This is a genomic window from Ruficoccus amylovorans, from assembly GCF_014230085.1.
Lineage (GTDB): Bacteria > Verrucomicrobiota > Verrucomicrobiia > Opitutales > Cerasicoccaceae > Ruficoccus > Ruficoccus amylovorans.
In genome coordinates, this window is sequence record NZ_JACHVB010000012.1 from 385,248 (window position 1) to 401,607 (window position 16,360).

At 61.3% G+C, this 16,360-nt stretch carries 9 protein-coding genes; 7 read left to right on the top strand and 2 right to left on the bottom strand.

Features of this window, described 5'->3' with window-relative positions; all coding sequences use genetic code 11:
• Positions 1–10: 10 nt before the first annotated feature.
• Positions 11–3,451 carry a pyruvate carboxylase gene (locus tag H5P28_RS02715; protein ID WP_185674156.1) on the bottom strand — a complete coding sequence of 1,147 codons (3,441 nt, stop codon included), beginning with the start codon at positions 3,449–3,451 and terminating at the stop codon, positions 11–13.
• Positions 3,452–3,915: 464 nt separating this feature from the next.
• On the opposite strand from H5P28_RS02715, the gene H5P28_RS02720 reads away from it, so the two are divergent.
• From H5P28_RS02720 to H5P28_RS02750, 7 genes are all read left to right on the top strand, one after another.
• On the top strand, positions 3,916–8,019 hold the full coding sequence (locus H5P28_RS02720) for a hypothetical protein (RefSeq protein WP_185674157.1): 4,104 nt from the start codon (positions 3,916–3,918) through the stop codon (positions 8,017–8,019).
• Between the two features lie 146 nt (positions 8,020–8,165).
• Positions 8,166–9,188: a LacI family DNA-binding transcriptional regulator gene (locus H5P28_RS02725; protein ID WP_185674158.1), complete on the top strand. Its 1,023-nt coding sequence runs from the start codon at positions 8,166–8,168 to the stop codon at positions 9,186–9,188.
• Positions 9,189–9,350: 162 nt separating this feature from the next.
• Positions 9,351–10,469 (top strand): Gfo/Idh/MocA family protein, encoded by a 1,119-nt coding sequence (locus H5P28_RS02730; protein ID WP_185674159.1) that lies wholly within the window; start codon positions 9,351–9,353, stop codon positions 10,467–10,469.
• Between the two features lie 123 nt (positions 10,470–10,592).
• Positions 10,593–11,276 (top strand): hypothetical protein, encoded by a 684-nt coding sequence (locus tag H5P28_RS02735; RefSeq protein ID WP_185674160.1) that lies wholly within the window; start codon positions 10,593–10,595, stop codon positions 11,274–11,276.
• Positions 11,277–11,312: 36 nt separating this feature from the next.
• Positions 11,313–11,954, top strand: a complete 642-nt coding sequence (locus H5P28_RS02740) for a type II secretion system protein (protein ID WP_185674161.1) — start codon at positions 11,313–11,315, stop codon at positions 11,952–11,954.
• 16 nt (positions 11,955–11,970) lie between these two features.
• Positions 11,971–13,374: an endo alpha-1,4 polygalactosaminidase gene (locus H5P28_RS02745; RefSeq protein ID WP_185674162.1), complete on the top strand. Its 1,404-nt coding sequence runs from the start codon at positions 11,971–11,973 to the stop codon at positions 13,372–13,374.
• 27 nt (positions 13,375–13,401) lie between these two features.
• On the top strand, positions 13,402–15,393 hold the full coding sequence (locus H5P28_RS02750; RefSeq protein WP_185674163.1) for a sodium:solute symporter family protein: 1,992 nt from the start codon (positions 13,402–13,404) through the stop codon (positions 15,391–15,393).
• Positions 15,394–15,517: 124 nt separating this feature from the next.
• On the opposite strand, the gene H5P28_RS02755 is transcribed toward H5P28_RS02750, so the two are convergent.
• Entirely contained in the window at positions 15,518–16,351 is an 834-nt protein-coding gene (locus H5P28_RS02755; RefSeq protein ID WP_185674164.1) for a PIG-L deacetylase family protein, read from the bottom strand.
• Positions 16,352–16,360: the final 9 nt, after the last annotated feature.

Here is a 16,360-nt window from a genome sequence, read left to right on the forward strand (position 1 = left end):
GCTGGCTGCTTCAGCGCAGGCGGATGAGGAGGTCCTTGGTCTGTACGCTGTCGCCCATTTTGACAAGGATTTCGTCCACCACGCCGTTTTGCGGGGCGTAAACGGTGGTCTGCATCTTCATGGCCTCGATCACGGCGAGCTTGTCGCCCTTGGCCACCTTCTGGCCCACGGTGGCGTTGAGGCCGCTGATCATGCCGGGGATTGGTGCGGCCACCTGGCGCGGGTCGGCCGGGTCGGCCTGCGGGCGGTGCTCGGTGGCGGGCTTGACAGCGGCGTCGGCGACAAAGGTTTCGCGGGCGCGCCCGTTGATCTCAAAGGTCAGGGTGCGCACGCCTTCCTCGTCGGGCTCGCCGATGCCGGTCAGGCGGATGTAGAGTGTCTTGCCCTCCTCGATGTCCACCGTGATTTCCTCGCCCAGCTTGAGCCCGTAGAAGAAGGCCGGAGTCGGCAGCACGGAGACGTTGCCGTAGTCGGCGCGGGCCTTTTCCAGCGCGGTGAAGACGTCCGGGTACATCAGGTGGTCGAAGAGGTCGTCGTCGCTGACTTCGCGCTTGAGGCGCTTGGCCAGCTCGGCCTTTTCCGCCTTGAGGTCGATCTTCGGAGCCTTCGTGCCGGGGCGTCCGGTCGAGGGCTTGCGGTCGCCCAGCACGACCTTTTGCAGCGGCTTGGGCCAGCCGCCTTCAGGTTGACCGAGGCCGCCCGAGAGCATGTCCACCACACTGGCGGGGAAGGGCGTCGAGCCGGGATCGAGGTTGAGCATGTCGCGCGGTTCGATCCCCTTGGAGAGCAGGAAAATCGCCAGATCGCCCACCACTTTGCTTGACGGAGTGACTTTTACGATGTCCCCGAGCATGAGGTTGACCTCGCGGTAGTAGCGGACAACTTCGGGCCAGCGTTTGCCCAGGCCCAGCGCGGTGGCCTGCTCGCGCAGGTTCGTGTACTGGCCGCCGGGCATTTCGTGCCGGTAAACCTCGGCGCTCCCGAATTTGGGTGAGGTGTCAAACGGCCCGTAGGACTGGCGCACGGCTTCCCAGTACAACGAAAGCTCGTCGAGTGTGGCCTGATCGAGCCCGGTATCGCGCGGGCTGTGGCGCAGGGCGTGGGCGACGGAGTTCAGGTTCGGCTGTGAGGTGAGCCCGGAGAGCGACGAGATGGCCAGGTCCACGATATCGGCTCCGGCCTCGGCCGCCTTGAGAATGCTCGCGCTGGCGATGCCGCTGCTGTCGTGGGTGTGGAAATGGATCGGGATGCCGACTTCCTGCCGGAGGGTTTTGATCAGCTTCTCCGCCGCGAGCGGGTGGCAAAGTCCGGCCATGTCCTTGATCGCAAGGATATGCGCGCCCATGTTCTCCAGTTCCTTGGCCAGGCGCACGTAGTACTCCAGCGAATACTTGGCGCGGTCGGGGTCGAGAATGTCCCCGGTGTAGCACAGGGCGGCCTCGCAGAGCGCGTCCGTGTGCCCGGTGACGGCCTCGATGGCGACCTTGATATTGGGCAGGTAGTTGAGGCTGTCAAAAACGCGGAACAGGTCGATCCCGGCCTCGGCGGTGTGGGTGACGAAGGCGCGGATGACGTTGTCGGGGTAGTTGGAATAGCCGACGCCGTTAGCCCCACGCAGGAGCATCTGGAAAAGCACGTTGGGCACGCGCTCGCGCAACTCGCGCAGGCGGGCGTAGGGGCACTCGTGCAGGAAGCGCATGGCTGTGTCAAAGGTGGCTCCACCCCACATTTCCATACTGAAGAGGTTGGGCAGGCGGCGGGCCATGACGGGGGCGGCCTGGAGCATGTCGTAGCTGCGCACGCGGGCGGCGAGCAGGCTCTGGTGCGCGTCGCGGAAGGTCGTGTCCGTGACCAGCAGGCGTTTTTCCTTGCGCACCCACTGGGCGAACTTCTGCGGGCCGAGCTTTTGCAGTCGCTGGCGGGTGCCGTCGGCGGGCGCGGTGGTGTGCTCCCACTCGGGCACGATCACGGGCAGGCTGCGGTCGGGCTCGGGGCGGCCCTTGACCTGCGGGTTGCCGTTGACGATGACTTCGCCCAGGTAGCGCAGCAGCTTGGTCGCGCGGTCGCGCCGGGGCTGGAAGTTAAACAGCTCGGGCGTGGTGTCGATGAGCGTCGTGCTGGCCTTGCCGCTGACGAAGATCGGGTGCGCGATGACGTTTTCGAGGAAGGGGATGTTCGTCTTTACGCCGCGGATGCGCATCTCGCGCAGCGCACGGTCCATCCGGTGGATGGCCCCCTGGAAGGTCGCGTCGGAGGCGGTCAGCTTGACCAGCAGCGAGTCGTAAAACGGCGTGATGACCGCCCCGGTGTCGCCCATCGCGCCGTCGAGGCGGATGCCGAATCCCGCCGCGCTTCGGTAGTTGATGATCTTGCCGTAGTCGGGAGTGAAATGCTTTTCCGGGTCCTCGGTGGTGATGCGGCACTGGATGGCGAAGCCGTTGCGGGCGATTTTGTCCTGCGCGGGGAGGTTGACGGCGGGGCCGTGCAGCGGCTCACCCTGCGCGATGAGGATCTGCGAGCGCACGATGTCGAGCCCGGTGATGACCTCGGTCACGGTGTGCTCGACCTGGACGCGCGGGTTCATCTCGATAAAGAACCACTCCTGCGTCTCCTGGTCGTAGAGAAACTCCACCGTCCCGGCGTTGTCATAGCGAATGCTCTTGGCGAGCTTGACGGCGGCGTCGCAGAGGGCGTGCCGCACCTCGTCCGGGAGCCCGAGCGAGGGTGCTATCTCGACTACCTTCTGGTGGCGACGCTGCACGGAGCAGTCGCGCTCGTGCAGGTGGACGACGTTTCCGTGCTGGTCGCCGATGATTTGCACTTCGATGTGCTTGGCCTTGGAAATGTACCGCTCCAGGAAAACCTCGGGGTTGCCGAAGGCGACTTTGGCTTCCTGCTGCGCCTCCTCCAGCAGGGACTGGAGTTGCTTCGGGTCGCGGACGATGCGCATGCCCCGGCCACCGCCGCCGTGGGCGGCCTTGATGATGAGCGGGAAGCCGATGCGCTCGGCAGCCTTCATCGCCTTCTTCGGGTCGCTGATCGGGTCCGGGGTGCCGGGCAGGGTGGGGACGCCGACCTTTTCCGCCGCGTGGCGTGCCTGCACTTTGTCGCCCATCATCTCCAGCAGTTCCGGGCGCGGTCCGACAAAGACGATACCCGCCTCGTGGCAAGCCTTCGCGAAGGTCGCGTTTTCAGACAAAAACCCGTAGCCGGGGTGAATAAGGTCCACGCCCTTCTCGCGGGCGAGGGTGATGATACCCTTAATGTCCAGATAGGCTGCTACCGGTCCCTTGTCCTTGCCGACCTGGTAGGCCTCGTCCGCCTTGAAGCGGTGGACCCCGAAGCGGTCCTCATGCGCATAGATGGCGACGGTGCGCATGTCCAGTTCGGTGGCGCTTCGAAAGATGCGCACGGCGATTTCACTACGGTTAGCGGCGAGAAGTTTCTTCATGCAGATAATACGAGGGATTGAAAATCAGTCGGCCTAATGGAAGTTATTTATGCTGATTATGCAAGCGGAAGAACGTATCTATTAGGATCTTAGCTGATTTTAGCAGGTTGTACGCACTTGTAGCGATGGTGGATTTGCAGGGCGCGTGGTTCCTTGGTTTTAGAAGGATAATGACGAAAATAAAATCGAGTCCGCGTCAACCGGCACCGTGAGCCCTGACTGAAAAACGTGTTTTTTTGAGCGCCAGCGTTGCTATTACAAATAATTGGTCGTCTGTGGCTTAAGGTTTCAAGAACAAGGTCGGAGGTAAGCCCCCGTGTCGAATGTAGCTTGACGAGGATACGATTTGCGTAAATGTTTACGCAAATGCTGGAAAATCCAGTTCGGGCTAATTGAAAACCATCGTTTTTATTATGCGTTCCTCCTTATTTTTTCGTGTCATTCGGGGTGTGTCAGGTTGTTCGATGCCGTTGCTACGGGTGGCGGTGATCGCCCTCATGGGCCTCGGATGGTATGAGGGGGCGTACGCCGCCGAGAGCCTGGAGGTGCGCAAGACCGGTGATGGGCAGGTGCAGGTTGTGATCGTGGCCCCGAAGGCGGACGCGATACACACCCGCGTGATGCTGGATACCGACGAGAGCCGGGCCACGGGCTTTGGCGACGAAGGCGCAGACCTGATGATCGAGGGGGCGACCCTCTACGCCTATCCCAAGGGGGCGACGGGCTGGAACTGGGATTCGCTCGGTCCGGTGCCCAATGCGGTCGAAGGCGGTCGCCTCGTCTATACCTTGGCGCTGCCCGAGCAGCCGCGGATTTTGCGGCTTTTTGTGGAAAGCTTTAATGACAACTGGGAGGTCACGGACCGCTTTCCCGCGGAGGGCGCGGTCTCGGTGGACACCTCCCGCCTTGGATCGGTGCCGCAGGTCTCGGGCAGCGCTTCGCTGAGCGGTAACCTCTACCGCACGCCCACCGGAGGCCTGGCGGTGGCCGTCCTCGGGCAGGGGTTGGACCCCAATCGCCTCCGTGCCTTTATCAATACGGATGGCAACGCCTCAACCGGTCTGGCTCCCGCCGGGGCCGACTACATGATCGAGGGGCTTACGCTCTACAAGCACACTGGTTCGGGCACGGGGTGGGACTGGACACCGCTCGGCCAACTCACCCCCGACATCAGGGAGGCGGGGGTCCTCTACCAGATCGAGGCTGTGGACTACGGGGATGTCATCGAGTACCGTATCGAAAAAACGGATACAAACTGGGAGGTGATCGACCGCTACCCCGGCACAGGGATGAAAAAAACGAAAAGGTCCGAACTCAAAGAATATTCTTACCAAGGGCCTGACCGACAAGTCGGGCCTAAAAATTATTCCCTCGACGAGTTGATGGCCTTTGCACCGTCTTCGCTGAACGCAGGATTTGACCGGCTCATGGACGGGCTGGACTGGACGTCGGCTCCGCTGGCCGCCCCGGCGTGGAAGGCGAAGGGCTTTGACGAGGCGTTGCCTCTGGTCTTTACGCTACAGGATGCCCAGACGGGGGCGACGGTTGCGCTGACGCCCGCCTCGCAGTCTGTATCGGGCGAGTGGACCCGGTGGGCAGGCGAGGCCGGGGGCGTGCACTGGAGCGTTTTTTCCCGTCTGGATGAAAACGCGGACATGGACATCTACACCCGCCTCAAAAGTTCCGGCGAACGGCTGCTTCGCCTCGGTGTCGGGGTAAAAATACCGGCGGCGGACTGGGTTTGGCATGACGATGTCGAGTATCGCGAGCCTGTCTCCAGCGGGCGCGCCGAGTACGCGCACACCGGCGCGAGCCCCTACGGGATGGATGGGGCGGTCTCGAAATACCCGCTCGGAGTCATTAGCGCGGATGACCGGGCGCTCGTGCTGGAGACCGACCTGAGCGAGCCGGTGGTTTTTAAAATATCCGCCCGCCCGGCGCAGGGTGTATTCGGAATTCACTACGATGTGGCGTTGACGCCGCTGACCCTGAAATTTCCCAACGAAGCCGTCACACACCTGACTCTGCGCGCCCGCGATGTGCCCGAGCAGCAGGCGTTTCGTCAAGCTTTGGGGGAGCTTTACACGCGCAACCCTGCGCTGTTTGAGCGCCGTCCTGCCGAGGTCGGCTTGTGGATGCCATTTACCGATATTTCCAAAATCCGCGACCCGCAGGACTTCGGGTTCGCCTACTACGAAAAGGGCGGAGCCATCGGCGCTGACGTGGATTTCTGCCATGACAACGGCGTGCTCACCCTCGTCTATACCGAGCCGTGGCTGTACTGGCTGCCCATGCCGCAGGGGATGGAGCGCACGCCGCAGACAGCTCTGGCCCTGATGAAGCGGCTCGCTGCGGGGGGCACCGGAAAGGCGGCCGAATTCGCCTCGGGCGGACTACTGGGGGCGGCCCGTTCGCCGGAGGGTGACATTGTCATGACTTTTCAGGACGTGCCGTGGAATTCCGGTGGCCGCATGGAGGTGAGCACCGATCCCGAGCTTCCCACTGCTCCGGGCGCGTCGGTCAACCGTGCCATGGCCGAGTTCGCCTTTATGCGTGAGCAGATGGACCACGAAAAAGTGGACGGCATCTACCTGGACTCGCTCAGCGCGATGTTCATCATGGACTACAATCCCGAGGCACTGGCCGTGGCCGACTATCCGGCGACATTCACTGCCGATGTGCTCAAGCCCGGGCTGGCGACGCCCATCGCAGCTTATGAATTTATCGCTGCGTTGGCCGGTTACGCCGAATCGAAGGGCAAGTACCTGATGGGCAATTTCCCGTGCTGGAATTTCCCCTTCTTCATGCCGCTGATCGACATCCCCGGCGAGGAGACGCACTGGTTCAGCAAGGGCCGCTACGAGCGCATGAGCGATCGCGATCTGAACTACCGCCGCGCCATGTCCGGGCAGAAGGCGTGGGGCTTTCTCATGAACGGCGAGTACGACCATTTCGAGCCGCAGTTCGCCAGAAGCTATTTTGAGGACTGCCTCTTTTGGGCGTTTCAGCCGAGCCTCTTCAGTCACGACGCGGCCAACGATCCGTACTGGGAAAATGCGGAATGGTATGAGCGGGATCGTCCCTGGTTCCAACGCTACATGCCGTGGATTCAGCGACTGGCCGCGGTCGGCTGGCAGCCGACCGGGATCGCCAGCACGTCCGAGCCGGAGATCCAGGTCGAGCATTTTTATGGCGAAGGTGAGCCGGTTATTTTTATAACAGCGCGCAATTCGGGCGCGTCCACCGTCAGTTCCTACCTTGATGTCCAGCTCCCTCGCGACAGCGGCGAATGGCTGTGGACAAATCCGTTGGATGGCGAGGCGGGCTGGCTTTTCACCGATGCCGGTGGAGCGGGGACCGTTCCCGTCATGTTGGAGCCGGGGCAGGTCCGCGTGTTCGCGCTGGTGCCGGGCGGAGACATTGCGGCAGAGATCGGTTTTCTCGAAAACTGGCGGGACGGGGAGGGCGATGCCGCCCGCCTGATCAGTAAGCTGCGCTCGCTGCAAAAGGAGCAAAAGGCCGGTCTGCTGGTGGGGCTGGAAGCTTCGCCGCCGCTGCTGCGCGGAGTGGAGAATGAGCTTTGGCTGGAGATGAAAAACGCGTCCGCCTCACAGATCGAAGTCACCGCGCTCGCGCTCAAGCTGGCGGATGGCGGCGCGCTCAATTTATCGAAAACACCGCTCACGATTTCCGCAGGAAACTCCAGCGGGATGACGGTGGTTGTCCCGGCGGACTTTGAATGCAGCGACTTCGTGCTCGAAGCGACTTTTACCGTGAACGGTTCCAGTACGCCTCACACGCTGAGCCAGCCTTTCGCCTGGACGCTGCGCGATCCGGCTTCGGTCGTGCTGCTCGACAAACGCATTCTCTCGGTCCAGGAGGAGGCCAGCATCCCGCTGCGCGTGCGCAATCTGCTGGATGAACCCGCGCAGTTGCTCATCGAGTGGAGCGGCGATTATGGCAAGGGGCAGTCGGACATCTCCCTCGCCGCGAAGGAGGAGCGCAAGGTCTATCTGCCCGTCGTCTCCAACGGCAAGCCTCAGGGCAGCGTGAGCCTCCGGGCGCAGACGCGCGGACTGGATGTCTTTATGGCAGAAGTTGAGGTGACCTTTCTGGGCAAGCAGGCCAGTGTCGTGCGCGACAGCTCGGTCTCGGTCAGCACCAGTGGCGACTTCCCCGGCTACTCCGCGCAGGTCCTGCGCGACGGGGTAACCGCTGCTGCCGAGGGGATGGCCTTCAATGAAGCCGCTTGGGCCTCTGAGGACGCGCCTGGTGAGCGTTGGGTACGATTTGATTTTTCGGCTCCGCGCGAAGTCAGCGAGGTAAAAATCTACTGGAACCGGGAGGGCGGCGTGATCTACACCTCTCAGTCCGGCATCATCGAAGGCGTGCGCCCGGATGGTTCGGTCTATGAGCTGACGAGCTATTCACCCGAGCCGGAGTCAGAGGTTACGACGGTTTCCTTCGACCCGGCGAGCCTGGTCGGGCTTGTCGTGCGGCAGCCTGCGCGACAGGGACCGTCGGCGCGGCCCGACATTCTCTGGCTCAACGAGGTTGAAGTGCGCTGAGGGCGGTGCGTTCCGCCATGCACGCCATAAGTGGTCACGGCGATTTCGACCCGGTTTTGTGTAAACGTTTGTCCTTTACCTTTCCCGTGGGAGCGGGCACAGTGGGCATCGAGGCGTGAGTGTAATCACTTCCGCCCTGCGCAGTCATGGACATTCGTGAGTTTTCAACTTTGGTAGGGGTATCGACGGCCACGGTTTCTCGGGCCTTTTCCGGACGCGGCCGCATCAGCAAAAAGACGCAGGAGCGCATCCTGCGCGAAGCGCACAAGCACGGCTTCAGTCCGAACATCAATGCGCGCCGCCTTTCGTCGAAACTCAGCGGTGTCATCGGCCTGTACTACACGTTCGGCGACGAGATCATCTTCGACTACTACAATATGGAACTGGCGCAGGAAATCGCCAAGACCTGCGCCGAGCACAGTGTATCCCTGCACCTGGTTCTGCGCAGTCAGTCGCGCAAGGACTTGCAACTGAATCATCTGGTGGCGGGAAAGGGGCTGGACGGCGTCATCATCGTGACTGACAGCCTGCGTAGTCTGGAAGGGCTGGAGGATGTCATTCGCAAGTGCGCCACGGTGGTGATTTCCAACCAGATCTGGCCCGACAACCCGTCTCGCGGTTTTATTCATCTGGACTTTGAAAGCGGCATCAATCAGGCGGTTTCTCACCTCGTCCGTCTTGGGCACCGGCGGATCGGGTTCATTCGCGGACAGACCGATGAGAGCAAATTTGACGCCTACCGTCGCGCCCTTAAGCAAAACGGGATTCGCTTTGACAAGTCACTCGTCACTAAACCATCCAAGACGATACTGGATGGGCAGCAGGCTATTTCCGGGCTTTTAAAGGAAGGAATCACAGCGGTTATGTGCTGCACGGACTTGCTCGCTTTTGGGGCCTTGCAGGGGGCGCTCGGCCAGTCGGTGTCCGTGCCCGGCGATCTGTCCATTGTCGGGATGGATGACCTGGCGCTGAGCTCGCAGACGGTGCCTTCGCTTTCGAGTATCGGTGTCCCCAGGGCGCGTATTGCCGAGGGGGCGGTGAAGATGCTGGATCAATTGATTGATTCCTCAAACGGCGACAGACAGGACAGCGCTCAGTTTATGCATACCGTGAGCACTTTCCTGATCGAACGCGCTTCAATTGGGCCTGTCAAGATGGGCCGGGACTGAAAGCGGCAGCGGCGCAGCGCGCCTCTGTGTCGTCTGGTTTTGTGAGTATCTTTATTCTTATGGCTACTCTCGTGTGTGAGGATATGGGGATTTTCTTATATGTGTGTGTAAACGGTTACGCTTTTTCTTGACTCGGTATAAGAAGGCTGATTGCATGGGCTCATGAAAATCGGAGTGATTGGTATGGGCAAACGCCTGAGTCACATGGTCAATAACTGCATGCGCGAAGCGGATCCCGAGTTGAAGGTTGTCGCCGCGATTGATCCCGACGAGGAGGCAGTAAAAAAGGCACTGCCCGAAGAAGAGGCTGCTGCGGTCAAGTTCGTGGAGAACTGCGAAGGACTGATCGCCGCCGGTGTCGATGCGATTGCGATCGGGACACGCTGCAACCTGCACGCGCAGTACGCGGTCGAAGCGTCCAGGACAGGTTTGCCCCTGTTTCTGGAAAAACCGGTCGCGACGACGATGGAGGATGCGCTTATGCTGGAAAAGGCGTTCCAGGACTCCCGCTCCGAGGTCGTGGTGAGCTTCCCGCTGCGGACATCGCCTCTTTGCGTGCGGGTCAAGGAGCTGCTGGAGGAGGGCGTGATCGGGATTCCGCAGCATGTATTGGCTGTCAACTACGTTCCCTATGGCGACGTTTATTTCAACTCCTGGTATCGAGACTACGGCGTGACGGGTGGGCTCTTTTTGCAAAAGGCCACTCACGATTTCGACTACCTGGCGTACTGTCTGCGCAGCCCGATCGTGCGGGTCGCTGCCATGAAGTCGTGCGGCCGGGTCTATCGCGACTCCAGCCTGGCCGACGGTGAGCCGGACCCGGACTGCTATTACTATGACCAGGTTGGCACGGAAAAAACGGGCATGAACGAGGATTCCTCCAGTGCGCTGATCGAGTTCGCGAACGGCACCCAGGCGCTTTACACGCAGGTGTTTTATTCCCGGCGCGGGGCAGCCGCCCGCGGGGCCACTTTCTCCGGACATCGGGGTACGCTGCGCTTCGACTGGTATGAGAACATGGCGAAGATCGTGCACCATCAGCGCCCGTTCGAGGACACGATCAAAGTGGACTGTGAGCTGAACCACCACGGTGGCGACGGCGTACTGGCTGAGAACTTTGTCAAGGTCGTGCGCGGTGAAGCCAGCTCGATCTCCAGTATCTGGGCCGGATTACAGAGCGTTTACGCCTGCCTCGCCGCCAAGCAGAGCGCCGAGACCCGGACGTTCTGCGAAGTGCGAAATATTGATCAATTTAAACCAGCCGAGGCTGGTATGGCATGAAAACTGCAATGAGAGTGAAACCGTTTACGCAACTAATGAAGCTGTATAAAAACTAACCAATCGGGAGCTTCAGACGGTTGTCCATTATTTCCCTGAAACTCAAACGACCAACCATTACAGATTATGACAAAAATCCACACAGGTATCAAATTGTTCGCCGGACTCCTGGGAGTACTCGGGTTCTGCGCCACCGTCCATGCCGGGACGTACAAGACGATCACAATTGACGGGGATTTTTCCGACTGGGACGACGTGCCCGTCTTGACGACAGAGACACCCATGGCCGCCGGGCCGGTGCAGTTCGCTTCGATGTCCGTCGCCAATGACGGGGAGAAGCTCTACCTGCGGGTGGTGTACACCGCCGAGGTGGCCGTGAACTTCGGAGGTACCAACATCTATATCGGCATCGACACGGACAACGACCCTAGCACTGGGTTTAATGTGTACGGGTTGGGGATCGTCGGAGCGGAAGTCGCCTGGGAAAATGACTTCCCGTTCCAGCAGGATAATGATGTCTGGAATACCGGTGTAACCGTCACCGATGGCGGAGCGGCCATCTCGCCCTACGCGACCACCACGATCCAGCAGGAGCTCTCCATCAGCCTGTCGGCGACCTACGCCAATGACGGCAGCGCGGTCTTTCCGGACGACACGATCGCCATCGTCTTTTACACAACGACCTCCGAGGCCAGCCTCCTGGGCAAGGGCGTTTATACGTTTGCCATCCCCGAGCCTGGCCACTATGCGATGGGAGTATCGGCGCTGGCAGTTGGTGTTCTGCTGGTCTTCCGCCGCCGCCGCAAGTAGTCCGTTCTTTACCGGGTCGTTAAACACTCACGGGTCATGCTGATGAAAAGACAGAGCGGGTTTAGCCTGATCGAACTTCTGGTCGTCATCGCCGTGGTCGGGATACTTTCGAGTATCCTGATCACGGGGGTGAACCACGTGAGAAACAAAAGCAGCCAGATGAAAAGCGCTGCCAATGTCCGCAGCATCGGCGGGGCCTTGCATATGTACTCGCAGGAGAGCGACGGCAACCTCCCGGTCTGGCATGACTACACGGTCGGCAAATACTGGTGGCAACTGCTGCGGCCCTACGTCAACGACGACGACGAGGTCTTTCACAGCCCGGCGCACGAGGAGTTTGACGCGACCAATGACACGACGATTGCGCAGACGATTTCCTACGGCTGGAACTTCGCGGTCGTGGGGCGGCATATCGGCGATAAGTCCTACAGTGGGGACTTCGTGCAACCGGTGTTCCTGTTTGATAATCCAGGCAAGACGCTCGTATTAACAGACGGCCCGCGCTACGACTCGTGGGGCTACATCACCATCCTGCACCCGGCCGACCCCGACCGATACGGTGACGGTAAGGCGATCGGGCTCTTTCTGGACGGGCATATCGAGATCCGCGAGCAGGTGGACTTCACCATCGAAGATCCGTACTTTATCCCCGAGGAGGCCATGCCCTCCATGAAATAAAAAACACCTAACAGTGATGATTCTACTTTCTCGCTATTTCGCCGGCGCGGTGCTGGCGGCCACGATTTCCCATGCCTGCGGGGCGGATGTCTCCGGCGCACGGGACGCTTTCAGGAAAATCGATTCCTACGCCTGCTACTACGGCGAGGGCAAGCTGGACGAACTGCGCACCCGCGACGCGGTCGTCATCGAAACCAGGAACCAGAGCCTGGAAAACATCCATCGCCTGCAGGAGGGCGGCACGCTCGTCATCGGCTACATCAGCATCGGCGAGGACGACGACCTGCGCGTGGGCGACGGCAAGGGGCCGGGGGGCAAGGACTCCTCGTACTTCGACCGCGACGGTGACGGCCAGCCGGACCGCAACGGCATCTGGGACTCGTACTACGCGGACTCGCGGCAGCCTGCCTGGCGCGAGCATTTTATGAAAAACATCGCCCGGATGAAGGCCGTGCACCACGTGGACGGCTTCTTTCTGGACACGGTCGATACGAGCGAGCTGTACCCCGAGTCCGAGGAGGCGATGGTCTCGCTCATCCGCGAACTGCGTAGCGCCTACCCGGACAGCCTGATCGTGCTCAACCGCGGCTTCCACACGGTCGAGGCGCTGGCCCCGGTCATTGACGGGGTGATGTTCGAGAGTTTTACCGCCAGCTACGACTGGCCCAGCAGCAGCTACCTTTTACTGACGCCGTCGTCGTGGGACTACGGGCTGGAGGTTTGGCAGGAGGCGCTGAAACCGGCGATGGACAACTACGGCGTGGTTGTGCTCGCGCTGGACTATGCCCCGTCCGCCGACTCCGAACTGGTGAAAACGGCGATGGACCGTGCCGCGACATTCGGCTTTATCCCGGAGGTTTCGACCATCTACCTGGACGATATTTACGAGATCGACTACCAGCCGCAGAAAAACCCGGATTACCTGACTGTACAGTGTACGCCCGAGCGTTTGGCCTACGAGCTGACCGAGGCGGCCAACGGCTTTCCGGCGGGCACGCGCGTTATGCCCAGTTCGTCCTATCCCGACTACGAGGTCAAGGCCGTGGTCGATGGTGTCGCCGACAAGGACACGCTCGGCTGGCGTCACCGTGCGTGGGCTTCTCAGGAGACGGACGAGGACCACTGGCTGGAGTTTATCCTGCCGCAGCCGATACGGGCGGACGGGCTCGCCATCGACTGGGCCTGGGACAACGGAACGGCGTACGCGGCGCGGAATTTCCGGATCGAGGTCAAGCCACAGGAGAGCGAGGATTGGGTTCTGGTGAGCGAGTACTCCGAGAATGAACAGGCGCGCAACGCAGTCCGCTTCGCCCCGGTGAAGGTGGCCGCCGTGCGTGTGGTGCAGGAGGAGGGTGGCGGCTCGACCGGACGCCCCGACCTGATGTGGGTGGAGAAGGTCGCCCTCTCGGCCGTCAATTAACGTACCCCGAACCGACCGGATAAAAAAATGGGCTACATCGACTGGGGAATCGTCGCGCTGCTGCTGATGGCGATGCTGGCGCTGGTGCTGTACTCGCGCCGCTACATGCGCGGTGTGGCGGATTACCTCGTGGCAAACCGCTGCGCCGGGCGTTACCTGCTGACGCTCTCGGAGGGGATCGCGGGGCTGGGGGCGATCACGATTGTGGGTACGTTCGAGATCACGTACCAGGCCGGGTTTGTGCCGATCTGGTGGGGCTACTTTCTCTCGCCGCTGGGGCTGATTATCGCGCTCTCGGGGTTCGTCATTTACCGCTTCCGGCAGACCCGTTCGATGACGATGCCACAGTTTATCGAAATGCGCTACGGGCGCTCTTTCCGGGTCTTTTGCGGGATGCTGGCTTTCCTGTCCGGGCTGATAAATTTCGGGGTTTTTCCGGCCATCACGGCCCGGTTTTTTATCCACTTTTGCCAGTTGCCGGAAGTCTTTACCGTTTTGGGGACGCCGATCGCGACGTTCCCCGTGGTCATGGCACTGGAGTTGGGGTTGGCGCTATTTTTCGTTTTCATGGGCGGCCAGATTACGGTGTTGATGACGGATTTTACGCAGTCCGTGTTCTGCCTGGTTTCCTTTCTGGTCATCATGTTGTTTCTGATCTGGGCCTTCGATTGGCAGGACATCATCGCGGGGCTGCAAACCCGCCCGACGGGCGAGTCCATGCTGCATCCCTTCCAGGCCGGGAGCATGAAAGACTTCAACATGGCCTACTACCTGATCGGGGTTTTTATGGTGGCCTATACGACGCGGGCCTGGCAGGGGAGCTCGGCTTACAACTCCTCCGCCCGCACGGCGCACGAAGCCCGCATGGCGGGGATTTTGGCCAACTGGCGGGCCATCGCACAGGCGATGGCGCTGCTGCTGATGCCGTTGTGCGTGTACGCGGTGTTGCATAACCCGGCCTTCAGCGAGCAGGCGGCGGAGATTACGCGCGACCTGGGCCAGTTCTCGGACCCGGTGCTGCGGCATCAGATGACGGTCCCCGTCGGCCTGAAGCATATCCTGCCCGCCGGGCTGATGGGGCTGCTCGCGGCAGTGATCATGGCCGCCGCCGTCAGCACGGACAACACCTACATGCACTCCTGGAGCAGCATTTTTATCCAGGACGTGATCATGCCTTTTCGCAAAAAACCGCTGACCCCGAAGCAGCACATCCGGCTCCTGCGTTTTGGGTTGGTGGGCGTCGCGTTCTTTGCCTGGTGCTTCAGTATCATTTTTCCACTACGCGACTACATCTACATGTTTTTCGACATCACCGGGGCGATCTTTCTCGGCGGCGCGGGGTCGGTCATTATTGGCGGGCTGTACTGGAAACGCGGGACGACCGCGGGTGCCTGGGCCGCGATGATCGTGGGCGCGGTGCTCTCGGTGGGCGGGCTGGGGGTGCAGTCCTACTGGGCCTCGCTTTCGCCGGTCTTGATGGGGTGGTTCCCCGACTGGACCTACCTGCACAGCGTGGCTGGCGACTTCCCCTTCAACGGTCGGCACATGATGTTTTTCGCCATGCTGTGCGCGATTCTCGCCTATGTCGGGATCTCGCTCATGCAGAACTACACCCACAACATGGACAAGCTCCTGCACCGGGGAAAATTCCGCCGCGCCGACGATCCCTCGGTGGATCAGCCGCTCAAATCCTGGCGCACGCTGGGGATGGGGCCGGAATTCAGCCGCTGGGACAAGGTCATCTATGTCTGCACCATTATCTGGGTGCTCGGCTGGTGGTGCGTGTTTCTGCTCGGCAGCGCGGTCAATCTGGCCGTGGACGTGGGCGAGGATACCTGGATCGCATTCTGGCGGGTCAACCTGTGGATATCCGTCGTGCTGGCCGTGTTTACCTCCGTCTGGTTTATCGTGGGCGGCGTGCGTGACGTGCGGCAGATGTTTGTCGATCTGCGCAGTACGCGGGTGGATGTCGACGACGACGGCCGCGTGATCGACGGCGAGAACGCCGACGACCGTTGACCCCGGAGGGGCGACGTTATTTCAAGCCCGGACTGGTAAAAGAAAACGGGTGCCAGCTAAGGGCGACGCGGCACGCATCGAAAGTGCAGGCTATGCCTCCAGCAAGAACTCAGCTGACGGAACACTAGCTGAGCGTGGCGATGGCGTCCATCATCAGCGTGTCGCTACGCTCAAGAATATCCCGCATGAACGCGTCCAGCGCGAGCGGAGCATCACCGGCGATGAGCGGTGTCATGTCGAGCGCGTACTGGATGCGGTTGGCGTCGTCGATGCTGTGCGCGTCGAGGAAGGTGGCGTTGGCGGTGCGGCGGCCTTCGACCGCGAGGTCGTAGCGTTTGCCGCCGGCTATCTGCGAGTCAAAGACACCGTTGAGCGCGGCGGCGAGATTCGGGTGTCCGCTGACATCTTGCAGGACTTTGATGTCGTCCGGCAGCCAGTCCAGCCCGCGCCAGACCTCGCAACCGTAGATGCGGGCCGGGCGCTCGGAGACGGGAAGCTCGCGGATCGCCTCCAGCACGGCGAGCATGACGCCCAGATGGGTCGGGTGCTTGTCAAAGGCATTATGGGTATAGACCACCTCGGGACGGGCCGTGGCAAAGAGGTCGCGCAACTCGCGCACGAGCGCGGCGCGGGGGGCGGGCGTTTTTACCGCGGAGCTGGGATACCCGAGCTGCGCCATAAACGCGTACTGGCCGATGCTGGCGGCGGTTTCCTGCTCGGTCACGCGCACGGCCTGCATCTGCTCGTCGGTGAAATCCGCGTAGGCTCCCGTCCGGGCGCTGCCCGCGCCGTCGGTGCAGGTCACCGCGCCGAACCACTTGTCCGCGCGCTGGAAGCATTCGAGGATGCCGTGCAGGGCCATGAATTCGAGGTCGTCCTGGTGCGCACCGACACCGAGGTGGGTGGTGCGCACCAGGGCGCTTGTTTGCTCGCTCTGATCGGGAATAAAAAGTTTCATGGGGAAAAA